General features: G+C 49.0%; 15 protein-coding genes. 6 read left to right on the forward strand and 9 right to left on the reverse strand.

Annotation, left to right across the window (positions count from 1 at the left end; genetic code table 11):
* Positions 1-63: 63 nt before the first annotated feature.
* Together KOO62_04800 and KOO62_04805 are read right to left on the reverse strand one after the other, a co-directional pair.
* Positions 64-1,320: a hypothetical protein gene (locus KOO62_04800; GenBank protein ID MBU8933307.1), complete on the reverse strand. Its 1,257-nt coding sequence runs from the start codon at positions 1,318-1,320 to the stop codon at positions 64-66.
* Between the two features lie 139 nt (positions 1,321-1,459).
* The gene (locus KOO62_04805) at positions 1,460-2,386 is read right to left on the reverse strand and encodes a 4Fe-4S binding protein (protein ID MBU8933308.1); all 927 of its coding nucleotides are present in this window, start codon (positions 2,384-2,386) and stop codon (positions 1,460-1,462) included.
* A 209-nt stretch (positions 2,387-2,595) separates the two neighbouring features.
* Here KOO62_04805 and KOO62_04810 point away from each other — a divergent pair, with 209 nt between their 5' ends.
* Together KOO62_04810 and KOO62_04815 are read left to right on the forward strand one after the other, a co-directional pair.
* The gene (locus KOO62_04810; protein ID MBU8933309.1) at positions 2,596-2,808 is read left to right on the forward strand and encodes a helix-turn-helix transcriptional regulator; all 213 of its coding nucleotides are present in this window, start codon (positions 2,596-2,598) and stop codon (positions 2,806-2,808) included.
* Positions 2,809-2,859: 51 nt separating this feature from the next.
* On the forward strand, positions 2,860-3,462 hold the full coding sequence (locus KOO62_04815) for a hypothetical protein (protein MBU8933310.1): 603 nt from the start codon (positions 2,860-2,862) through the stop codon (positions 3,460-3,462).
* Positions 3,463-3,589: 127 nt separating this feature from the next.
* Here KOO62_04815 and KOO62_04820 read toward each other — a convergent pair whose 3' ends face one another.
* Complete coding sequence (locus KOO62_04820; GenBank protein ID MBU8933311.1) at positions 3,590-5,935, reverse strand: C10 family peptidase; 2,346 nt, start codon at positions 5,933-5,935, stop codon at positions 3,590-3,592.
* 170 nt (positions 5,936-6,105) lie between these two features.
* Positions 6,106-7,626 (reverse strand): peptidoglycan DD-metalloendopeptidase family protein, encoded by a 1,521-nt coding sequence (locus KOO62_04825; GenBank protein ID MBU8933312.1) that lies wholly within the window; start codon positions 7,624-7,626, stop codon positions 6,106-6,108.
* 443 nt (positions 7,627-8,069) lie between these two features.
* Here KOO62_04825 and KOO62_04830 point away from each other — a divergent pair, with 443 nt between their 5' ends.
* Together KOO62_04830 and KOO62_04835 are read left to right on the forward strand one after the other, a co-directional pair.
* Positions 8,070-10,484: a T9SS type A sorting domain-containing protein gene (locus tag KOO62_04830; protein ID MBU8933313.1), complete on the forward strand. Its 2,415-nt coding sequence runs from the start codon at positions 8,070-8,072 to the stop codon at positions 10,482-10,484.
* A gap of 235 nt (positions 10,485-10,719) precedes the next feature.
* A complete protein-coding gene (locus KOO62_04835; GenBank protein ID MBU8933314.1) occupies positions 10,720-11,094 on the forward strand; it encodes an arsenate reductase ArsC in 375 nt (124 codons plus the stop codon).
* A 9-nt stretch (positions 11,095-11,103) separates the two neighbouring features.
* Here KOO62_04835 and KOO62_04840 read toward each other — a convergent pair whose 3' ends face one another.
* The gene (locus KOO62_04840) at positions 11,104-11,814 is read right to left on the reverse strand and encodes a cytidylate kinase-like family protein (protein MBU8933315.1); all 711 of its coding nucleotides are present in this window, start codon (positions 11,812-11,814) and stop codon (positions 11,104-11,106) included.
* A 413-nt stretch (positions 11,815-12,227) separates the two neighbouring features.
* Here KOO62_04840 and KOO62_04845 point away from each other — a divergent pair, with 413 nt between their 5' ends.
* Together KOO62_04845 and KOO62_04850 are read left to right on the forward strand one after the other, a co-directional pair.
* Complete coding sequence (locus tag KOO62_04845; protein ID MBU8933316.1) at positions 12,228-12,848, forward strand: hypothetical protein; 621 nt, start codon at positions 12,228-12,230, stop codon at positions 12,846-12,848.
* Between the two features lie 223 nt (positions 12,849-13,071).
* On the forward strand, positions 13,072-14,004 hold the full coding sequence (locus KOO62_04850) for an HD domain-containing protein (protein ID MBU8933317.1): 933 nt from the start codon (positions 13,072-13,074) through the stop codon (positions 14,002-14,004).
* A 253-nt stretch (positions 14,005-14,257) separates the two neighbouring features.
* On the opposite strand, the gene KOO62_04855 is transcribed toward KOO62_04850, so the two are convergent.
* From KOO62_04855 to KOO62_04870, 4 genes are all read right to left on the reverse strand, one after another.
* Positions 14,258-19,270: an Ig-like domain-containing protein gene (locus tag KOO62_04855; GenBank protein ID MBU8933318.1), complete on the reverse strand. Its 5,013-nt coding sequence runs from the start codon at positions 19,268-19,270 to the stop codon at positions 14,258-14,260.
* A 610-nt stretch (positions 19,271-19,880) separates the two neighbouring features.
* Entirely contained in the window at positions 19,881-20,813 is a 933-nt protein-coding gene (locus tag KOO62_04860) for an SDR family oxidoreductase (GenBank protein ID MBU8933319.1), read from the reverse strand.
* 97 nt (positions 20,814-20,910) lie between these two features.
* Positions 20,911-22,584: a cation:proton antiporter gene (locus KOO62_04865; GenBank protein MBU8933320.1), complete on the reverse strand. Its 1,674-nt coding sequence runs from the start codon at positions 22,582-22,584 to the stop codon at positions 20,911-20,913.
* Between the two features lie 87 nt (positions 22,585-22,671).
* Positions 22,672-23,976 carry a hypothetical protein gene (locus tag KOO62_04870; protein ID MBU8933321.1) on the reverse strand — a complete coding sequence of 435 codons (1,305 nt, stop codon included), beginning with the start codon at positions 23,974-23,976 and terminating at the stop codon, positions 22,672-22,674.
* Positions 23,977-24,072: the final 96 nt, after the last annotated feature.

Raw genomic sequence — 24,072 nt, forward strand, 5'->3', positions numbered from 1 at the left:
TGAATATATTTGTCGTTGAACGATATTGTCAAACTTCAAATGGCATATCCCTCCGCAAGATAGTCAGTCCCGCACCAGTAGACTGTCGGGAGCGTCGCCCATGACCTCATTGTATCGCGCAAACAGGGCATACGGGTCAGCGAGCAATGCTGTGAGCTCCTCCGGTTTGGTACCGTGTTCGCCGATCCGTGAAACCATCCACCATCCCAGAGTGTAGACGAGGCTCGGACGATCTGCGCCAAGCTTAGTCAGCATCCGTCGCAGTCCATAATCGCGGTATTCACGATGCAAGTACTCTCGGAGCAATTGCTGCGCTTCATTATGGTAGGTATCGGACAACCAGTTTTGCAATTGTTCCTCTGTGACCGTGTTGGTTCGCAGCTTGCCGAGCTTTTCATTCAGACTTCTGATCCAGTACGCCACTATGGCCGTGTCTTCCTTGATCGCTCGCGAAACCTCCCTGGGGGGGTTGCAGTGCATGGCGATTCCCTCGCTCACCATCCGTCGTATGAGACGGGACCGCCACTGATCCCGCCAATCATCAAACACTGCACTTATCGGTTGACCGAGGAAAGGTCGGGCATAGACATGATGGAATTCATGGGCCAGCACTTCTTCTATTTCCTGTGTCCCGATAGCCGTCAGATTTGAGAACCTCGTGTCGTAGGGCCGTTGGCTGAGAAGAACACCGAAGAGATCGAAGACAACCTGACCTTCGCGGGCAAAGGCGTCTCCATTACCGTCGAAGATCAAATGAACACTGGGGATATTGTACTCGCCCTCGGGCAGCCATTTCAGGGCGATCGAGTGGCTTTGCTGAAGATCAATTCGTGATACAATGGATTCAACCCAGTGTCGAACTGAGTCGAGATTACTCGACAGGTCAAAGAGATTGCGCGAGATGTCGGCCGGGCTTTGTATCGAACTATACGGCAGGGCGCACAGCATGCGACGATGTTTTTCAGAATCCATGTTCCTGAACTGCCGATAGTAGAGTTGATATGCTTCGGTGCTCACAAGCATCTCGATACCGGCAACGATTTCAGGATTGGCCATATTGATCTGGATCAAACTATCGAGCGTTCGTTCCCATTGGTCCCGACTCACCGAATCCTTCATGGCGACATACTGCTCGTAGTCGGGATTATGATCTATCAGTATTTGGATTACGTCCAAAAGTTGTACTGTTGGCTCTGTATTCAGGATACCTGGTGAGCACTCGTCATCGCCCTGTCCGCAGGACAGCAACAAGTTGCTGCACACAAATAGGGCAATGATGGAGCCAAAGATGTAGGGGCGACAATTCTTAGATAAGTTCATTACCGTGAACCTCCTTCTTGGTATTACGATAAGATTGGTGTTCCCACCCCAAATTGCAACCAAGAACCCATCCCTTGCTGTCCCCGCCTGATGGCGAAAGGGAGTAGTATAGTGAGATTATGCTCTGAAGGATACGGTGTCAGCCCACGTTGATAAACTCCCGAGTACATACATCAAAACGCTTGGTGGTCTTGATGGCGTCTACGGGGCAGACGTAGACGCAGGTATCGCAAAGAACGCATTCAGTCGAAAGTACCCGCTGTTCCCGTCGTGCATATTCAAGTAGCTGAATGTCCATTGGGCAGTTTTCTTCGCACTCCCCGCAATCGGTACATTCATCCATATCAATCTGCTGTTTCATCAGTGAAAAGCGAGAAGTAATTTTCATGGTGACAGGAATTGGACAGACATACTTGCAGAAAGCTCGATTGTCTTTCAGGAAAGCCGCCAGTAAAATAGCTATCACGTAATAAGCTGCATTGCCGTACAGCAGCCATGTAAACTCCGCAGCGCTATGTTCTGCGGGGCCATAGTCATAGAGAAAGATCAATCCGAGTACCAGGCCAGCCGAAACAACAAAATGGACATACCGCAAGCCGCTCCAATATTTAAGGCGAGGGCGAGCGGGCACTTTCCATGGCATGAAATCCAGGATCATCGCTGTCCAACAGCCCCAGCCACACCAGCCGCGCCCGAAATGCAATGGACCTACAACCTTAGCTATGACGTAGTGTAGTGTGGCTCCCCCAAAAATACCTGCGGCAGCATAGAAGAAAAATCCCTCCATCTGCATGTTCTCATTGGCAAGGAATCCAAGAAAACCGAGCATGAACAAACCGACCAATAGCTGAGTGATCCGTCGTCCCCAGGGTTTCTTTGCATCGGAGAGAGTCTCTGACAGATATGCACCGAGAGCTATGGAGAAACCGATATAACCAAAGATCAGAAGATAAAAGACTCCTCCCGTGGCTATATATCTCCAAATACCAATGGCGGCAAACACGGCGAAAAAGGCAAAGGGTCGTTTAAAATTATGGATGATAGGGCGGGAAGTTTTGCTCTCCATGCAACTCTCCTTGGCGTGATGCGAAACTCACTGGTGGTTCATTAATTGCCATTTACGCAGGAATGGAGCGAGAGTTGCCAGAGCAGCCTGCTGACAGTCAAATCGGTTCAGGAGTTCTCTTAGACAGACTTAATTGTTATTTAATGTATTTTAAGTAATATTTAAAACATTATTGTAACCATTTAAAATTACTTCCGTAGAACCAGTATATGGCTATACGGATAAATCTGGACGTAATGCTGGCGAAGAGAAAGATGTCGCTTACCAAGCTGTCGGGCCGAGTCGGTCTTTCACTGACGGCATTATCGTTGTTTAAGACAGGTAAGCTGAAGGGCCTGCGTTTTAAATCATTGAATTCAATTTGTCGTGAGCTTGAGTGCGAAGCAGGTGATATTTTAGAGTACGTACCGGACGAGGAGTGATATTGTTATGGGATATCTCATCCCAGATACTAAATCGAGGAGGCATAGCATATGAATAAGAACCGATACACACTGGCTGGATGGCTATCGATGTCAATGGCAGCCATTCTCCCATTGTCTATTGTGCTTGGCATTATCGAGTCGATTATTGGGAAGAAGGTCCTGGGTTGGGATGGCCCCATATTTGGCTTCAGTGATGTATTGTCATTGATCTTTGTGGCCCTGGCAGTCTATACGATCTACATGTTCCGCAAGCTACTCAAGGAGCGCTACGAATTCCACGCGGCTAACACGATTTTAATCGTCGCTATCATATGGCAAGCACTTTTTGCTATCGTGGGGTTCACATTGGAATTGTCCCTCTTTCTCCTGTGGCCAGTCGCGGAGATTCCAGCCCTGATTGTCATGCTTCTCTTCTTCATCACCGCCATGACCACCGGCGGCGTGATTGATATATTGCTGGCGTCGAAACTACTGCAATTGAAGGACAAGATGAGCGACCTGATGAAAGCTTTCGCCTGGGTTACAATGATATCGGGGGTGTTGCAAGTAACAGTGATCCTGTCGCCCTTTGCCTTAATACTCGTACCTGTCTGGTGTGTTATGTTAGGTATGATCTTCCTGCGCGAAAAAGAAGAGGTTGAATATCTGTGATGTCGAGCGATGAAGGACCATCAGGTGTGTAACCCGAACCTGAGTGAGTTCTCGATACGACGCAAGAAAACGGCCACTCCGTTGCAAGGGTGGCCGTTTTCGCGGTATCAATATTTTTCTATATGCGCTATGGACACGTTGGTGGTGTGGGTCCACCAGTAAACAGATACGCGACAAGGTAGGTCAGGTCGGCTATATTGATTAGACTACCCGAATTGTCAAGACCATCAACATTGCCTTCATCCATACATGGTGGTTCGTGGCCACCAGTGAACAGGTATGACACCAGGTAAGTAAGATCAGCTACGTTAATATATTCCCCTTCTCCGATAATGGCGTCAACATTTCCGCGTTTTCCATCGTTGTCGCAGCAGCCACCGTATGTGATCTCCACGTCATCGACGTACCAGCCCTCCTGGTGAACAGCACCATCGGAGTAGAACAGAAACATGATTTGTGCCACTCCACTGTAGCTTGACAGAGTCACCTCTTCTTGTCGCCAGTCGAATGTTCCTGAGAAACATCCGGCCCCCGGTGGCAGGCTGCTTGAGACAAATGTGTGAGTGTAGCCGCCATCCGGGATAAGCTGAGTCCATTGGCCATCGCTAGTGCCTATCCACACTGTGGCTCCATCGTAGGCAGTTGATGCTGATTCAATTTCTGCGTCAATCCAGTGCCAAAACGTTAGTCTTGCATTCAAGGGAAGTAGCAGTGGAGGAGTCACCAGGGCGGCATTAAGGTTGTCGGTATGAACATCAGCGCCCAGCCCGCCTACTTTCCAAGAAGTACTCTCACTGTTGTATTTGAACGTTTCCATGTGCCATTCGTCGTAATACGCCTCAGACGTGGGGTAGTGACGCCAATCTCCCTGACCGGCTTCCATCTGATCGGTGAAACCTTCAGTATCACCCACGAACAATTGAATAGTGTCCCTATCCATGCTGCCGCCATCACATGTAACCAGGTGCTCCAGAAGGGCTACATGGGGATCGGGACAGGAGGGGTCTACGTGCACTACGAACGGAGTCAGACCAGTCGTCTGTTGTGTCCAGGCTACATTGTCGTCATAATCAGTTGTCCCAGATACGACGGATACATACGGATCGAGAGATGTCAAATTGCCGGTGATCCCAGATGTCGGAGCTCCGTCGTTGCCGATCGTTATCGTCAATGAGATATCTTCATCGGCGTCGGCATGACCGTCACCATCCCCTCCTATTTCTGCGATAGCACACATATAGTATCTAAGGTACGGTTCGGTTTCCGGTTCGATATTAGTGACTATGAACTCCTCGTTGGCCGGGCATACGGAATCCGGCAGAACCCAATAGCAATACAAGCTGTCGAGCGTGTACCAGGCATTGAAGCCATTGCCCCAGCCGTAGTTCATGTGGTATTGGTATTGGCCGCCAATCTCGCGATAACCATCCATGACAATCGAGTGCGACCTGATACGGTACTGTCCGACCCGACCGGCATCGATCTCGGCTCGCATGATGTCAAACCATCCAGCCAGATCAATAGTGTCACGGTCAGCCTTCTCGATATTGTGGCTATACTTGAAGAACTGTGGAAACACTTCGAGGGCACGGGCTGTGGATGCTCCGGAACCGCAGGAACCATAACTCATGTTGAAAGCTACACCAACTTCGTAGTTAAGCTCGGCCAGAGCAGCCTCACTCGCGGAGGAGCAACCTTCGTCACAACTGTCGATCATATTATCCCAGTCGTACGGGTCCGAGAAATCGGCGCTGAGGGTCTGAGCATTATATCCAGGGTCGCACCGGTCTCCGCTCCAGTCGTATGAATGACTGCCGATGCCGCTGTCGGGCCATTGCCAGTAATTGATTATCTGAGCTGTGGCGGTAGCAACGCATCCCACTACACAGCGACTACCCTGGCCCATTGGGCAAAGGTCATTGTACGGTCCACGTTGATGCCAGCTGCTCGTCAGCAGAGGACCCGCCTGTTGAGTCTCGGAACGATCCTTTTGCGCCAGAACGACGGCAAATTCTTCCGGGGGCAGAGTCAGTCTCTGCCATTCCGATTCAACAGATTTGGCGGTACCAGAGTGGGCATCGAGAGAGCCGTGAAGAAGTTCAAACAGACGGACTTTTTCTTCCAGCGACTCTGTAAGAAATGCTAAAAACCCGTCGCGCTGACTATCATCCAGTCGCGACTCTCCTGAGTACGCTTTGATCGGGGGAAGAGCTTTCAATTCCGGCACTACGACGAATCCGTTTGGACTGATATCATAACAGCGGGCCAGGAGTTGATTTCCTGCCTTGAGTTCCCAAGTGTTCTCGATTTGGGGCTGGTCGGATCCTGCCCACGAGTCGAGGTCATGAACTACTTGAGTCAGCCAATTTGCACACACACGGTCTGATTCTGTTTTGGAAGCCAATTCGGCGTGAGGGGCTTGGGCGGTTATCAAGCAGATCAACACAAGAACTAAGACAGGAAGTAGCCTCATTTTGAAAACCTCTCTCTATAAGTGACTGTTAACTCCTCAACCTGAGATTTCAAGCAGATATGCCAGGAAATCGTGATTGATATGTCCATCTTTGACTAAAAATACTTGAATCCGTTCTTTGTGCCAGAGCTTTCTCAATCGTCGGTATCGTCTCCGAGTAATCACTAAACTTATCTCCCGTCACATACCGATTCCGGGCCGCCAAGGAATAGATAGGCCACAAAGTACGTCAGATCGGCAATGTCTATCGGACCACCAGACCCTATTATGCCATCTACGTTGGCTGCTGCCTGTATCGGCGGTTCTGAACCGGCAATGAAGAGATAATTGACAAGATATGTGAGATCAGCAATATCAACAGGTCCGCCTGAGCCGGTCTCGTTGTCGATGTTACCGCATGCATAAGATGCTGGGTTCATGGTAACATTAAGGTTTCGATTCTGAATCATCATCAAGACGGTATCAACTGTTTCATATCCAGCCCGGCTAAAGATGATAGTCTGTGTTCCCCCACCAACGTTTGACAAAAGAAAGTTACCATCAATGTCTGTGGTATCATAAGCTCCATCCGGTTCGACCGAAATATAAGCAGAAACATCATATGGATTACCGTCGCCAAAGCTCACTACTCCGGAAAGCTCAAGGTGATTGTCCAATGTCACAATCATCGAATCGACGATCGAATTGCCGCCTTTGTCAGTTGCTCTGGCAAAAACCGTGTAATTGCCATCGTGAAAATAGGTTGTCTGCCAGCAGAAGTTTGTATCGCTTTGCTCTACAACGGTGTCGCTATTGGTATTGGTGAGATTGAAGTAGAAGAATTGCTCACTTCCGAAAGAGGTGTTACATACGGCGTCATCCTGGTAAATGACAGAAACGTAGTCGGACATCTCAGTATACGTGCCAGTGGGCTCAGTGAAATATGTTGATACTGTCCAGGGAATCGATGAGTCACCCTCTATCTTGTATTCAATCATATAAGGAATATTCTTCCAATGGTAAGAGTGGTAAGCATCATAAGCAGCACAGACTATGTCGACTTCGCCGGAAATTGTACCTTCCTCTGAGAAATAGGTACTACCGTTATTGTCACAAAAAGCAAACAACTGGTCACCAAGTGCATTGTCAAAGTAAGGTAGATCAGAATCATCAATGATATCAATCATGTCCAGGGGATTACCACTGTAGACCCAGTAATCCCAACCATCTGCCCAATCTTGCCAGGTACCCTGGTAGCGGACAATAGACATGTGTAAGTGTATGATAATATCCGGATTGGACCAATTGACAACGAGGCCAATAAGTTCACCCTCCTCAACCCATTGATCCGGGACAAAATACGGAATGGATGACTCTACAAGGTGGGCATACATGATAGCTTCACATGGAATTGTTCCAGCGGAATCACCAATGAAAACTCGCCACATACTATAGCCCATTTCACCGGGGGGGCGAGTCATCACAGTTTTAACATATCCGGACTTAATGGCATACACCGGTGTCCCAAATGGTACCTCGATATCGATACCGCTGTGCATAAAGGGGGGGTTGCCGGGATTTTCGAGATAAGTTCCGAAGAGAGCCGACACTTTGTGAACAGAACTATCCGGTTGCACTGGCCAGCCACTACCCAGAAGACCTCCTGTCAGGCATGACACAAGGACAACAGTGTATAGAACAGTTCTGATCATATCTTGTTCTCTCGCCAAGATCGTTGGTGTCTTCTCATTTTGATGAACCTATTGAGTTCAGAACTTTCTCCATTGTGTGAAGTTTCTCGTACGGAGACTAGGGGGCGGCGATCAGCCTTTTCTAACATACATAAGATACGGAAAATTGCCCTGATTGCAAGTGGTTTCCGCTGTGCTCGGAGTGTTGGTAATGTTTTTAGAAGTGTGTAAAAGATAAAAAGGAAGAGCCGACGGAAGCTGAAGCTCAGGGCAACGTCACCATTTCTAGAGTTAAGTGTGCAGGAAACATACAATTTCCTTTGCGCAACGGCTCTAAATCGCCTAACGTCTTGACAAATTGGGGGTTTCTGGTACATTGCGGAAACAGAGGGTTATTCTCGCAAGTGCATTTTATTTTGGGGAAATGTATTGCTAAACAGATGGCAGAATTCGGACAGATGCAAATGAACAGAATCTCGAAATCTTTAACTAATCGAGTTACAGTTTGGGGATTTATCCTGACCCTGATGGTTGTTCTTACGCTGGTCTCAGATTCTAACGGAGCTGTGTTTGGTTTACTGGGTGAGAAGGCATGGGAAACTCCTGATTCGTCTGCCGTGAAAGACCAACTTCTTCAGGCCGCTTATGGCAACAGTGGCTATCCTTTGGCTTGTGGTGAAAGACCGGATGATGTTGACCAGACAAACTATGATGTTCTCATGTACGACATCTACATCAAGCTCGCCAAGGCAGACCCAGATTATATTCTGGGTCGGGTTACATGTCTGGCTCTGATTACGTCCAACAATACAGATACTATCGCAATTGATCTGGCAGCTGATATGTTCATTGACTCGGTTTACTCGCCTGCTGGCCGACTCGGGATAAAACGCGATGGTGAGGTGGTTCTGTTCGCGTTGGGAGCATCCCGAAACATCGGTGACACAATAGAAATAACAACAGTCTATGAGGGACAACCGAGTGAATGTGGCCTTTTGGGTTTTGATTTCGAGCAGCATAAGGATAGAACCGCTTCTCGCCCATGTATCAGCAGCCTATCACAGCCGTCAAGTGCCCGAAGCTGGTGGCCGTGCAAGGACCGTATGGATGACAAAGCTGACTCGTTTAAGATAGCTGTGCAGATTCCTACCGACGAAGATCGGGAGTTTATCTGCGTTTCCAACGGTCGTCGCGATTCTGTCGTTGCTCATGGCGATACATCAAGTACTTATTTCTATACTGAATCGCACCCCATGGCGACCTATCTGTTTGCACTGGCGATCTCTGATTACAACAAGAACTGGGAGGATCGCTGGATATACAACAACGGCCTCGATACGATGCCAGTTTTCTTCTATACCTGGGCATCACTTGGAGATATCGCTGTTACCTGGTCCGTCATCCCGGAATTGCTTGATTCGATGTCCAGTTGGTTTGGATTGTACCCCTTTGCCGATGAGAAATATGGTCACGTCAACACTCAAGCAGGATATGCCATAGAACATCAGACGATCAGTTCCTTCCCATGGAAAATGGCTCTTGAATGGGACACGCTTGTGGTCGTGCACGAACTGGCTCACCAGTGGTGGGGGAACATGATTACGTGTGAGTCATGGCATCACAGTTGGCTCAATGAAGGCTGGGCGAAGTATTCAGAAGCTCTCTGGCGGGAAGTAACCGGCGGAGCATACGGCTATCATGCCCTTATGGATACGATTAGGTGCACTGACACCACTCGCAGTGTATACGTCGAAGACACTACCGATATTATCTGGGATGTGTTCTACGAACCGCTCGTCTATGATAAGGGTGCCTGGGTGTTGCATATGTTGCGTCACAAGCTGGGTGACAGTCTGTTCTGGATCGGTGTTGATGCCTACTACAACTCCAAGTTCAAATGGGGCTCCGCAAACACCGATGACATGCGAGATGTCTTCGACAACGCCACCGGTGTGGATCTTGAGACCTTTTTCCAACAATGGATCTACGACAAAGGCTATCCGGTATACGAATGGTCCTATATCTATGTGCCTGACCGACCGAGTGGTTCCTCCAGCGATCTACTGGCACAATTATATGTTCATCAGATGGACGAGAAAGGGCGCCAGCGATTTGAGATGCCGGTTGATTTTGTGTTCCACTATGCAAATGGGGACAGCGACGTATTTAGATTCGATGTAGACAGCATTGACAACTGGTTCACAGTCAGAGTGGCTGATTCCATCGAGTTTGTAGTTCTCGATCCCGATCAATGGGTTCTTCACGAGGATCGACAGATCGAATGGATAGAAGACGTGATTGTTACCCGAGGCAATTCCCACGATCCCACTATTACCCTCAGCCATGGAGTCGCTGATTCGTCATATAATGATACTATCTACACGACAGTCGGTGTTGGCAATTGTAGTTTCACCTTAACTGCCGATTCCCTGCCGGAAAGATTTGAGTTTGACAACAGCACCGGCATTATCACTCTAGATAGCTGCATCCAGCTCGGGAAATGGGAATTCACAGTGACGGCCATATTCAGCACCGATCCGCTGCTGACCGATATTGCAACTATGTCTCTGACAATTGATTCGGCCATCACATTACCAGATAAGTTCAGACTCCACGCCAATTATCCCAATCCGTTCAATACTGGTACACTCATCGAGTTTGATCTGCCCCGACCAGCCTTTGTATCACTCTCTATCTACAATGTGCTGGGGCAGAAAGTACGCACTCTGATCAATAGACATTATGAGGCTGGGATCAAACACGTAGTAACCTGGTACGGTGACAACGATGGCGGACAGCCGGTGGCGACCGGTGTCTATTTCTATCGTCTGACAACCGACGGGCAAACCCAAACACGCAAGATGCTGTTGATCAAGTAGAATCCGACCGGATTGGTCGGCATCTACGGCACTGAAGTTATATTCATTCACGTCCAATATTATGCTGATATTGATATGAACTATTTTAGTGTTGCCAGCAATTTCGAGGATGATGGAGTCCTGGCGGCATCTGCGAAAGTGATGTTGATGGGTGACCTGGAAGAGACCACAACAGGAAGGAAGTAGTACGATCAGAGTAATTGTCATCTGTACCGGAAACTCATGTCGTTCACAAATGGCAGAGGGTTTTTTCCGTCACTACGGAGGTCAGAACATAGTTGTTAAGTCGGCAGGAATTTCGCCGGGAGGAGTGAACCCGTTGGCTGTCAGAGTCATGCAAGAGACAGGAATCGACATTTCCAGACACACGTCAGATTCGTTGACGGAGTATCTCAACCAATCATTTGACTACGTCATAACTGTTTGTGACAATGCTCAGAAGAACTGCCCCATGTTTTCCGGTGGTGGGACACGTCTCCATTGGTCCTTAGAGGATCCCCACAGTGCCGTCGGATCAGAGGATGAAGTTATGGACACCTTCCGGCGTATTCGGGATCAGATCAAAGTCAGAGTTCAATCCTGGCTGGTGGACCGGACCAGTCAAGCCTGAGCAGGATTCTCAGCGGCCTTCCCTTTCGAGTCGTGCCAGCTTGTTCATCTTGCCGTCAAAGGCTTTAATCGCGACTCCCACCATCTCCTCGACATCAAGGTACGCCGTGTTGAAGACCAGGTCGTACCAGCTGGGGTCATCAATATTGGCTCCAAACAGCTTGCTTATGTACTCCCGACGTTGAGCGTCCGATCGCTCGACACTTTCCTCGGCTTCAGTGGCAGAGACATTCTTGTAGGACACAAGGTTGTCGATGCGCTCCTGACGAGGACAGACGACACGGATGTGAAAACCACGCCTGGGACCGAGGATAAATCCCCCCCCTCGGCCAACCAGTACTATGCCGCCCAGTTCCGCCATTGAAAGTACGACCTGACAAAGATGACGGTAGTAATCGCCGTGATCGACAGCCTGCCCGGTCAATAGAGCGGTGACCAACGTATCAAGAACGGTGCGATAACGCTCATCCAGCGATTCAATAATACGTTTGCGATAGCCGGACGAGGAGCAGATGGCATCTATGATCTCGCGGTGAATACGCTGGCAATCCAACTTGTGAGCCAGCTTCGAGGCAAAATATGATCCGCGCGAGCCGGTCTGCCGAGACACGGTGATGATCTGCGGTGGAAGTGTTGTCGGTACCTCTTCCTTGCGAGGCTCCGATTTTAACTGTTCCCAGAGAAGGAACTGACGATTGATAATGGCTTCGATAGAAGTCATAACAAACCCTCCTTACTAATAATATAGATATTGGGAGTCTTTTTGCAATAGGAAAGAGGAGCGGCTGATCGTATCCGAATCCAGCCGGGAGTCTGCCATTGCACAGCGCGATACTTTTCTTCTATGCTCCGAGTATCTGAGGTCCGCCGCAGATTGGGCAGAGATTGAACAGGTCCAGAGTCTATGTTTGTCTGCAACCAACTTCATAATTCTGATCCTATCTGTCGCTATCGCAAATCTTTGCGCTATGTCAGATTCCCTCGTCGAGCATAGTCGCTGACACTTTCCCGCAGGCCAACCATCTGCCTTATTGCAACTTACGATCCTGTGAGAGTTGGTCTGCCAGCGTTCACAGATTCCGGCACAGCCTCTGCATAACTGCCTTTCAGAAGACAAGCAGTTCAGGAGGCAGCATGTTAGACGGACGATATCATCGCGGTTTTTCTTCGGAACGCCTGAAGGTGGCTAACGAGCCTAAGGTTCGTAAGGATGACAAGGGATATTTTATAATGTCTCTTTCGGAGAACACAAAAGTGTACTTCGAAGACTACTACGCTTTTTTGGAAAAAACGTATGCCAATGCTCGGGCCGAGCGCTCCAGTATCAATGAGAAACTCTTTACAATCACGTCGGACAAAGTAGAGACACTCTCATACTACCGGGCTCGTGGAGTTGTGATCGACCTTCTGATGAGGACAATAATCCGGTTTTACACCGATGGCGCCAACCTGGGCATTATCATGTCCCCCTGGTGTTTTGGCACCGTCATGCTGGAAAAGATCGAGGTCTATCGGGACCGGATCAGCAAGGGTGAAGTGGAAGATCCCAACGTGCCGGATTACCCATACTATGTTATCAAGTACATCGATGAGACCTACAAGAATACCCTGCTGGAAAAGTTTGATTTCCCGGAGAAGGCGTTCCAGATGCGGTGGCAGTACTCCGAACTACTCAAACGCTATTCTACAATCCTCAGCGACATAACCACGTCGCTGAATTCCGTACTTGTCACAATCAAGAATTATGGTGCCTAACGGCGCCCAATATCCTGCTTCACACCTCCTGCTACACCCTTCGACCAATCGGGTCGGAGGGTGGTTTCTTTTTAAGCTTCCCAGATATCTGTCGATAATCAAAGTATAGCTTTGATATACGGTTTGCTGTCCTGGGGACAAGATGGACCAAACAGGTACGAAATTGGGAAACATGACAACTCTTACGACTGACAGAACAACCAAAGTAGAGTATATTCCCATCTTGCTAGACTCGTTACGAGTGGACTCGATTCTCGACTTCGACCTTTATATTGAGGTTGATACGCAACAGATTCTCTATCGTTCGGCCGATTTGCCGTTTACGGATCGAACCCGACAGAGCCTGATGGATAACAAAGTCGAACGGTTGTTTATCACCAATACGAACCGGGCACGCTACCAACGCTATATTGAGTGCAACCTGCCAAAGATTCTGACTGATCCGAGCGTAAGAGAAGAGAAAAAAGCCAATATCCTCTACGACGCTTCTACCAACCTGGTACAGGATGTTCTGGAGAATCCGACCTATGGTGAGAATATCCAGCGCTCCAGTGAACTTGTTACAAGTACCGTCGGATACATTTTGCAGGGGCGTGATGCCTTCCTGAACCTCATGGCTATCTCATCATTTGACTATTACACCTACACGCATTCTGTGAATGTCTGCACTTTCTCGGTGGCGCTGGCCCAGCAACTCGGGTGTAAGGACGAGCAATCTCTCAATCAGCTGGGGGTTGGAGCTCTCCTGCACGACATTGGTAAATCAAAAGTCCCGGACCGAATCCTGCACAAGCGAGCGCCGCTCAACAACACCGAATTTGAGATTATGAAAAAGCACCCTCAATGGGGAACAGATCTTCTCGCCGAGTCAGACCACCTTGCCCCCACCAGTCACTACCCCGTCCTGCAGCACCACGAGCGCGGGGAAGGCCAAGGTTATCCCAATGGTCTTAAGCTTAGCGAAATGCACTTCTACTCCCAAATAGTGGCTATCTGCGACACTTTCGATGCAATGACCACCGTGCGTGTCTACCAGGGCGCTATCGATACCTTCCCGGCGCTCAGGACTATGTTTGCAATGCAAGGCGCCTACAACGAGAAGATCCTGCGAGCATTCGCCGCTCTCATGGGGCCAACCGGCCTGGCTGACGTTTAGTAGGTCAAGCAGCAGGCCTCTTGACGGTCAGATCCATGCCAAGCCGACAGGCAGCTTGACCTACATGACTGCCAATTCGAGATGGCGGAACCGCTAAGAGGGTTCCACCCTACAAGACTATAATATTTGGCAGGAGCACAGGGCTCCTGCCCTACCGAGCTTGGGGGCTACCTACCATTACATGCATAAAGAAACCGGGGACTGGATAACCAGTCCCCGGTGTGGGTAATCAGTAACGTGTACTTGCAGTCACTTACGGAGTGACAGTAAGAGTCAAATCATCAGTGTCAGTACCGATACCATCATCAGCAATGATATCCAAGGTGAATACGACTCCATCGTCAGCACCATTATAGGTGTAGCTGAAATCAATGGTTCCATCAGCCTGGACCGTACCACTGAATGCACCTGTTGGCGTTGCACCATTCCAAGCCCATGATTGGTTAGGAAGCGTGGCGCTTACACCATCGGCATCAGTTACAGCAGCTGTAGACCAAGCAAGGTCAGAAGCAGAAGCCGTTACCTGATCCGCATAAGCAGGACACACAGGAGCAGCGTTTGTGACGTCAAACGCCGCATCACTGACGTCAAGCACAGTAGTGGTAACGTTCTCTGTTATTCTAACCCAGCAGTTTGAGGAAACCGCCAAGTTAGCATCTGTGAACGCATTCATAACCCAGTTGAATGTTCCGCCAGCCGCTGCTACAGCGCCGCCACCAGGAACTGTGAAGTAAGTACCACCAACACCGTCGAGTGAGTACTCAAGCAACAGTGTATTGGAAATAGTACCGGCTACGGTCCAGGTGATGGCATGAGTTGTGCCATTGGCCCATGTTTCAGCACCAGTGTTAGGCGCTGTTACTGTAGCGTCGGAGACCGTCAGGGTCATTACGTCCCGGGTAGCTGCCGTGTCATTAAGACCATCGTCAGCATAAACAATGAGAGTGTATACCGTTCCGTTATCAGCGGCATCATAGGTATAGGCGAAGTCCACTGTTCCCGCGCCGTCATCGACACCGGTTATTACACCGGTCGGGGTGCCATTGACAATATCCCAAGCATACGAGACTGTCGGCAGAAGGCCGCCATCAGCATCCGCATAAGTAACAGCCCAAGCATCGTCGTCAGCCACTGTATTTCGGTTAGCAGGACAGGTCACAACAGGATCAGCGTTCGAGATTGTGAAAGCACCTGGGTTATTATCCCAAACTGTTCCCGTACCAATCTCAGAGATCTTAATCCAGGCTGTGACTGATGCCGCGAGATTAGGATCTGTTTTTGCATTCAATGTCCATGCAAATGGACTTGAACCAAGAGCAACACTGGCAGCTCCAGGGACCGGGAAGTACGTACCGTCGGAGCCATCGAGTGAGTACTCGATCTTCAACGGATTCGTAATACCTGTGGCTGAAATTTCAGTCCACGAGATGTTGTTGGCAGTACCATTCTTCCACTCAGCACCAATGGCTGGGGTGGAGACTATGATACCGGCAATATCAAACAGCGCATTACTGGCATCTACGCCAAACAGAGTTCCAGCCTGTCTGATACGAACCATAGCCAGTTCGTCAGAGGTAATGTTACCGACTTCTTCCCAGGTATAGGAACCGTCGTTGGTCTCTGCAAGTGCGATATCAATCCAGTTACCACCATCATTGAAGGTGTAAGCGATATCGACTTCATCAATGGTACCAACATTGTCCCAAGTGATTGTAGCAGAAGCACCAACGGTCCAAACATCACCACCATTAGGAGCGGTAACAGTTACACCGCCTACGGTGAAGTCATCGGAAGTAGCATACACTGCCTGGTCAACACCCCAGATACGAATCTGAGTAGTCGCCGACGGAGGTGAATCTACTGTCCAGGGATAGGTTCCGTCATTGGCAGTTGCACCACCGGAGATTTCGGTCGAGTCATCATCGGTGAAGCCAGAGTTTGACCACCAGATGCGGACATCACCGACATCGCCAGGATCGTCACAAGCCCAGGTAATGTTCTGGACGGTGCCAACCAGCCACTCGTCGTCAGCAGCAGGAGTCGTAACGGATAGACCGGTAATGGAGAAGATAGCCGTCATGAAGAGCGAGTCACCTTCAGTATTAGTGACTCTCAACCGAGTCGCGGCCATCGGCGTAGTATCCGGTACCGCCCATGCTTCCGTACCATCGTTAAGATACGAAGACATAGTACATGGCGACCAGGTAGTGTCATCCGGATCGGCTGCAACATCGATAGCTGTAAGGTAGTCAAATACCAGTACGGCATCGGCAGAGCCGGCACCCACTGTCCATACGACATCATAGTCAGCACCACCGGCAAGCGTAGCGCCTACGGCAGGAGCAGTAACCGTGATGAAATCGTAAGTAATATCAATACCTGTTTCGGTCATGGCGCCAGGACGCGAGTCACCAGCGGCAGGATTAACGTCGGTATCAGCATCGACCAACGCCAGCCAGGTACGATAGTCAGCATCCAGACTTGGCGCATGATAGTCGTACGAACCGGTGTTTTCGATCGTTGCGAGATAGATACCATCCGCTCCAAAATCAGACCAGTCTGGCTCAAGACTGTCACCATCAGTATAGTAGACATCAAGACTCTCGATACCAACCGAGGTCCAAACCATCGGAATAGTAGTCGAGTCTGTGCCCAACTGGTCATAGACGAAGGTGGTATCATCATAGTCATGAATAGCATCAAGGTTGGTGAACTGGATACCAGCGACCATGAAGTAGTCACTCCACCAGACAACACCACCATTGGCATCCTGCAATCCGACGCGAGCCAGATTGTCAGACATCCAGAAGTCCTCAAGAGGAGCCGTCTCGGAACCATTACCGTTCCTGAAGTCCTCAATAGTATCAATCAGGACCGCACCGTCATCCAGAGTCAGCCAGTAGTCAACCAGGCCAATCGTCGGGATACCGGCAGCAGTCTGAGTGATAGTAAAGCTGACCGTGTGATCCGGAGCTTCAACCGTATCAAGCACTACAGGAGCTGTGTACGTGAAGTACGGCTGTACATAATTCAAGTTCAATGTGATAGTAGTGTCGTTACCCGAGTTGTCCTCGAAGGTCAACGTCAGGGAGTCACCAGCGGCACAAACGCCAGCCGGAACGGTGAAGAAGGCGCCAGTGGCGTCTACGTCAACAAGATCGGCGTTGGCGCGACTATCGTTGCGCCAGTCCCAGGAACCATTGGCTTCTGGAAGCACATAGCTCTCGTCGCCACCGGCTTCAATGAAGTCCCAGATAGGGCCAGTGCGATCCATGTACTCAACCTGTGCATCCAACGAAATCCAGACAGTATCTTCGTCAGTGCCGACTGTATTGTCACCACTGCCATAGGTCTGGCTGAATGTAATGGTGTTGTTACCGCCGTCATCGGCATTACCGGCGCCTGGAGGCGTGGTATCCGAGAATTCAAGCGAAGCCGAGTTCTCTCCGTCACCGGCATCGTTGAAGGCGCGAATCATGAACCAGACATGGGTGCTATCGGTAAATGGCGTCTGAATACCGTCATTCTCATAGCGGTCAAACTGCACCGGAAGTGTTATATCCTCTTCCTGGTATTGTAGATAATCCGCAGGGGCGACGGTTGCAATCAGCACCCAGTCAGTGTTCGGGCGCTCATTGGCATTATCATAGGCATAGACATGATAACCTTTGGCCCGGTCGACCTTGTTCCAACGGAACTTGATCGTCTTGGTGTTCCAGTCACACCGCCAGCCAGTACCCTCAGCAAGGGACCAGCCTGTAACGGCCGCTGGTTCGTTGGGATCGATTTCAGTTGCGAATTCGATGCAACCTTCATCGTAGTCACCGGTTATGTCTGAGAAGACACCGTAGCAGACTTTATAGTCGTGGCTCATCTCAAGATCATCAACCGGGGTAATCGTTAGAACATTTCCGTCTACCGCGGAAGCAAAAGCGACCGGGTAATCAGGATCGACCGTGATATCAGTCAAGGTCAGAGTTCCATAAACCTGATCAAGAACCGGCTGCATGTTGAAAGTCAGCGTAATCGGGTCTTCAATCTGGAAATCATTGAACCAACCCGGAGCTGTTTCAACATTGGTAGCCAGCAGTCGGATACCGTCCATGGTACGGAAAGGCAGATATGTGAACTCGTTGCCTAACTGGCAACCAGACACAGACTGAGCCTGGTCGATTTCCACAACGTATTCGTACCAGGTTGACAGAGTCTGCCATGGATCGATAGTCAGCGTGGAGTCGTTTGTGCTCCAGGTGTAACTGACCGTAACCGGGGAGCCATCGGCCATAAGCTCAAACTCAAACGTCGAGGTATCCATCGGCTCTGAGAACCAGATGGTCATATTGGAGTCGTAGTGGAACTCCTGGGCCGACGTAAAGTTCCGGAACAAGATGGTCGGGACGCTCCGGCAATCAACAATGCCGTAGATGTCCGGCACTGTCAGGGCAACGTCGCACATCAGGTCAATCGTCGTATCAAACATAGCGTACGACGAATCGCCATAAGCAAATGCTGGAATCGTCAGGCCAACTTCACCGTCATACACTGGCATGTCCGTGAAAGTATAGATACCTTCTGCATTAGTAAAGGTACTGAAAGTAACCGGCGCAAAAGGAAGAGTGGCCGGATATGACAGAATGACCTGGACATTGCCAATTGGCGAGATGGCATCAAGAGCCTGACCGGGATTGTTATCCTTCGGGGCTACGTCTCCTTCGTACTCGGGAAGAGCCGAGAAGAGCTGACCCGTGACAGTAAGGTCTTCCTCATACAGATTGACGTCCGGTCCGTCTTCACCAGTGGTGAAACGGTAGTAATAATTACCGGACGGGTTGACATCAATGTCACCCTTGAGCTGGTCGAGGGTAGGAATGGTGGCAACGTAGAATGTAGTCGCGTATGTCTCATACTGCAGAGCCTGTCCGCCGATCTCACGATCGGAGGCACTCGCAACTTCGGTTCCTACATAAACAAAAGTCAGAGTGTAGTCGCCTGAGGGCAGAGGACCTTCGATGAGGAAATATCCTCTCGCGTCGGTGACTACGCTGTCGCGTACTTCGTCACTCATCCAGTGAACCCAGACGTTGGCGCCAACAGCACCGTCGCTGCATGCTCCCGCATTGGCGAGAACGACACCTTCAATTGAGCCGACTACCTTGTCAGCAATGGGGTTGTCTTCGACAGTTGTGTCATCACAACCGACAAAGGCGAATCCTACAACGCCGATCATCAGGGCCAGCATCATCAGGAGTTTCGAGTTTCGCATCATGCCTAAACTCTCCTTGTAAAACTTGTTAGTTTCTTGAATTTCATTTTCTGATTCACTTGCTCTCTTTCAAACTACGTCGAACGCGATCATTTTTCGAGAGCATCCTGATAGTCTCGGGGGCAACGCCCTCCCTTCGAGTTGTCTCAGTTACCTCCTTCATTTTTTGCATTTTGCTATCTATGTTTTCTATTCTGTTCAAAACTTACACACTATTTTATCTTAACACTCTTATCGTCTCATGCGAGCAACTTCTAAACCCTTATCGCATAGCTAAGTTACTATACGGTAATATCTCCCATAAGTGGTCAATAAAATAAAAACCGACCCGAACAGTGTCAAGGATAAAAGACATCCTCGACATTACTCAAACTATGTGCTTAACAATCTTTAATAATCATCTTTCGAGGGCGCTGTTCTACAGTCTTCCAGAATAGCCATCCCACATTTCTCCCTTCATTACGGACAGAAACGTAAGATTGATTCGTTATAAAAGCAACCAAAAAGTGTATGTATTTCGCAAATGTAACCCCCTGTTATTGTTTGTGTTAGATTGATCATTAGCCCCTTTTTCAGGTTGCGAGCAACCTGACCTATTACTCTCCGGTTATTGCTAGGCTTTCACCTCGCGGAAAAACTGTACCGTGCGGCGTAGTCCTTCCTCAAAACCGACCGTTGGATTATAGCCAAATTTGCCCAATTTATCGATAGTAGCAAACGAGTGCTTGATGTCTCCCTGGCGTGTCTCTTCGTAGTTGGCCTTTGTCTGAGTGCCTATAATGTTGCGTAATTGATCGAGCAATTGATTGAGTGTGAATTGGCCACCACAGGCAACATTGAACTGATCGCCGCGGATGCGATCATCGGTAGCGGCGAGGATATTGGCCTGGACACAGTTGTCGATGTATGTAAAATCACGCGATTGCTCGCCATCGCCATAAACTGTCGGGGGGGTATTCTCAGCCAGAGCAATGATAAACTTGGGGATTACGGCGGCATACTCGCTACCCGGGTCCTGACGAGGGCCAAAGATATTGAAATAGCGCAGTGCCACTGTCGGAAAACCATACAACTCCCAGTAGACATTCAGGTAGTATTCGGCGGTAAGCTTGGTGACAGCGTATGGAGAGAGCGGACTAGGGCGCAGTCCTTCGTGCTTGGGCAGTTCTTCCGATTCACCATAGACGGACGAAGATGATGCCATCACGAACTTCTTGACGCCAGCCTGACGGGCAGCTTCAAGAACATTGAGTGTACCGTTGATATTCACTTCGTTGGAGGTTAGCGGATTTTTGATCGAACGCGGGACCGACGGCAATGCGGCCTGGTGAAGAACGTAGTCCCTGCCATCGACCGCATTGAGCACGGTCCAATAGTCGCGGATATCTCCCTCGATGACTTCGATCTTGCCCTCCAACCCGGCTAAGTTTTCCTCATGCCCGGAGGAGAAGTTGTCCAGTATCCGTACATCGTCGCCGTTGGCTACGAGAGCTTCGGCAATGTTCGACCCGATAAATCCGGCTCCGCCGGTGATCAGAAAACGCATAGCGCTGTTTACCTGCCAGTAATTGGTTCTATTGCTTTAGTATCGGTTGCAACCGGAAGTTCGATTACTTTGACGTCTCATGATGTCTAATATGTTCTCAAATCAGATGACGTTTTTCGATTTCTTCATCTCCAATACCATTCATCTTCAAAATTGTTGTAACCACTTCAGCGGCAGTTACGACTTCCGCCACAATCACATCTGCCGCACCAGCCTCCGATAGTCGATGGACATCCTGCAAATACCTTGTGCGCACAAGAATATGCAGGTCTGACCTTACACTCCTGGCAGCTTTTACCGCTTGCTCAATGGCGCTCTGATCGTTCACAACAATCACAAATGTCTTAGCTTGCGAGGCACCAAGGAAACCCAGCACTTCAGGGCTGGTAATGTCACCAAAGAGGATCGGTTCACCCCTCTTGAGTCCAAGGCGAACATTTTCGGGGTTCATATCGACGATTACGTATGGGATATCGAAGTCACTTAGAGCTTTGGCCAAATCATGTCCCGCAAGCCCATATCCTCCGATTATTATATGATTCTTCATTTCCGAAGAACGTTCAGAAGCTTCCTGGGCAGTGGTAACATCCAATAGGCGAGTGAGAACTCGAAACTTTCCTACTCCAGCCGCCAGGGCAGGTGCCAGAGAAAGAGCAAATGGTGTGAGAAGCATTGAAAACACTGCAGCAGCCATAAGATTGCTGGCGTGGGTTGGATCGATTAATTGGTATGTTCCAGCCACACCCAGCATAACGAACGAGAACTCTCCGATCTGGGCGAGGGCTGTACCGGCCATTGCGCTTACTCGCACCGGCATACGCATCGACAGTCCAGCAATGAACACGATCAGGAACTTGCCTGCCATTAGTCCTACGAGCAGAACAACGATACCAACAATATTTGGGATTATAGCTGCCATATCCAACAGCATCCCCACGGAAACAAAGAATATTGAAATGAACACTTCTCTGAATGAAAAAATATCTGCCAACGCCTGATGCCGATATCCACTCCCACCTACTATCAGCCCCGCCAGAAAGGCTCCAAGTGCGAGAGAAACTCCAGCGCTGGCCGAAACCCAGGCTGTTCCAATACAGACGAGCAAGACGGTCATGATAAACAAATGCCGCTGCCGAGTTCGTGCGACCATGTCCATCAATTTTGGAACTACAAGTCGGGCCGCCACGAGTACGACGGCGATTATCACAAGCGATCGAGCCAAGGTTGCTATCATTCCAGTTGATATTCCCTCTGAGTCACCCAGGAGTGGAATTATCATAATCATGGGGACTACGCATAAATCCTGGAAAATGAGAATACCCATTGTAAAACGGCCGTGAGGGGCATCAATCTCACCGCGTTGCTCCAGTCCTTTGAGAACAATCGCTGTGCTGGATACAGCTACAATGAACCCGGTCAGTAGCGATGCTTCCCAGGAAAGACCCAATGATCTTGCAATCAGAAATGCAGTCCCTATGGTGAGTCCTACCTGGATAAAGCCGCCTATGAGGATAAGCTTCCAAAGACGCCGAAGTCTATCGAGAGGAAATTCCAGACCAATTCCAAATAGCAGGAGAGTGACACCAATTTCAGCGAGGACTTCTACCTGGTGTATATCATTGACCAAGCCCAGCCCTTTGGGACCCACGAACATACCGGCTACGATAAATCCTGCAATGGTGGGAATCTTGAGTCGATGGAAGATCGCAACAATGGCGACACCGAGTCCCATTATTACGACCAGATCTCTTAGATAACCCAACTCATTCATGGTGTTTCCATGTCACTTGTATTGACCGAGATGTCCATCTTTGACAGTCTGTTAACAACGTACTCTCACCGGTTCGACCACTGTGATCTATTCTAATGGCTTAGAGGGGGGCTTGTCCAGTTCAACTTTACGGTCTGGTTTTTGTTGTTTCCATTCAATAGTGTATTCTTGCAGACAAAAATTACCGTCCAGGGTATGAATGGGCGTTAAGAAAAGATGCCTGGAACTGGCATCTCCTGATGGCAGAATTATCTGTGGTCTTGTCAAACCGTATGGTGATTCGTCTGGATCTCCTGTAATAGATAGAACCTTGAACCAGTTTGTGCCGCTTCTGGATATCCAGATATCAGTCGTTGCATCAGGGTTCATCTGTTTTGAGTATCTTGAGCTTGGCTCATATGTTGTACTAAATACAAGTGTTCCGTCTTCTAACTGTGTTGAGTAATAACTCGGTTTGCCAACACTTGCAAGTCTCTCTCGTTCTCCCGTACCGACATTGTATCTATAAATATGCGATCCATCTCTATCATTGTCAGAACACCAGTAAAGGAAGTCCTCTGTAATCATGAGTGATACGATTCTCCATCCTTGATCGCCACCACCGAGAACACCGGGGCTGTGAGTATCTTCATCGATGTACATTAAGTTGCATTCATCATCCTCGTCACCGGTACAAATCAACACTCTATTTCGATAGTGATCATATTTCATAGAGTGAATGTGAAAAATCTGTCCTGCGGGGAACTCATAGTACACTCCAAAGTTAGCCCCATCCTCGGTACCCTTGAGTATTTTAATTTTATGAGAATGCTCTTTGCAGTAGTATTCCCCAAAATACACGTTATCGTCAGCGTCTACAGCAACGCCCTTATTGAAAGGATCATAGGAGCCTGTCTCGCTGAAACTATAAACCGGATGAAATGTCCTGTCATCATAAGTTGAACGATAAACGTGATCATAGAAGGTCAGGAGTGTTTGGCTTTCCAGTACTACATAGTTGTTTGCGCCAAAGGCTTTGCGATAATGACGTGAGATTCGCAAGCGAGCAACGAAATCCTTTATTCGGTCAATCATATCAGGATCACTCTTGTGGAAATGACCTAATGACTCGAAAGTGTCTGATTGAGGAGACTTCTCGTATACGTAGTGATCTTCTGTGGCATAAACAGAGCCATCCTTTATATAAGCCACTGCCAATTGTTCGATTTCGCCCACTTTTTGAACTATAACATATTCGTTCTCAAATACGGTTAACTGACATTTAGTTATCGTTGGTGTTCTGGGATGGCTTTCAAACAAAACAAGAAGGAGTACAAGGAGGGCGAGGAATACGCCGATGAGGGTAATGATTTTCCCATTATTCTCTTTGCAGCAGATAACCTTGCCAAACACTTGCTCACCTCCAATTCTTTATCTTTCGTCAATACGAAGTGTCTCGATTACCTTGAAACGACACAAGTGGTTTTTTGGGAAGGAATGTTTGTCAAC

Source organism: Candidatus Zixiibacteriota bacterium (assembly GCA_019038695.1).
Classification (GTDB): Bacteria; Zixibacteria; MSB-5A5; order GN15; family FEB-12; genus B120-G9.

Excerpts from the sequence above, each read along its gene's own strand:
- KOO62_04800 (MBU8933307.1), bottom strand. The coding sequence starts at position 1,320 with ATGAACTTATCTAAGAATTGTCGCCCCTACATCTTTGGCTCCATCATT.
- KOO62_04805 (MBU8933308.1), bottom strand. The coding sequence starts at position 2,386 with ATGGAGAGCAAAACTTCCCGCCCTATCATCCATAATTTTAAACGACCC.
- KOO62_04810 (MBU8933309.1), top strand. The coding sequence starts at position 2,596 with ATGGCTATACGGATAAATCTGGACGTAATGCTGGCGAAGAGAAAGATG.
- KOO62_04815 (MBU8933310.1), top strand. The coding sequence starts at position 2,860 with ATGAATAAGAACCGATACACACTGGCTGGATGGCTATCGATGTCAATG.
- KOO62_04820 (MBU8933311.1), bottom strand. The coding sequence starts at position 5,935 with ATGAGGCTACTTCCTGTCTTAGTTCTTGTGTTGATCTGCTTGATAACC.
- KOO62_04825 (MBU8933312.1), bottom strand. The coding sequence starts at position 7,626 with ATGATCAGAACTGTTCTATACACTGTTGTCCTTGTGTCATGCCTGACA.
- KOO62_04830 (MBU8933313.1), top strand. The coding sequence starts at position 8,070 with ATGAACAGAATCTCGAAATCTTTAACTAATCGAGTTACAGTTTGGGGA.
- KOO62_04835 (MBU8933314.1), top strand. The coding sequence starts at position 10,720 with ATGGCAGAGGGTTTTTTCCGTCACTACGGAGGTCAGAACATAGTTGTT.
- KOO62_04840 (MBU8933315.1), bottom strand. The coding sequence starts at position 11,814 with ATGACTTCTATCGAAGCCATTATCAATCGTCAGTTCCTTCTCTGGGAA.
- KOO62_04845 (MBU8933316.1), top strand. The coding sequence starts at position 12,228 with ATGTTAGACGGACGATATCATCGCGGTTTTTCTTCGGAACGCCTGAAG.
- KOO62_04855 (MBU8933318.1), bottom strand. The coding sequence starts at position 19,270 with ATGATGCGAAACTCGAAACTCCTGATGATGCTGGCCCTGATGATCGGC.
- KOO62_04860 (MBU8933319.1), bottom strand. The coding sequence starts at position 20,813 with ATGCGTTTTCTGATCACCGGCGGAGCCGGATTTATCGGGTCGAACATT.
- KOO62_04865 (MBU8933320.1), bottom strand. The coding sequence starts at position 22,584 with ATGAATGAGTTGGGTTATCTAAGAGATCTGGTCGTAATAATGGGACTC.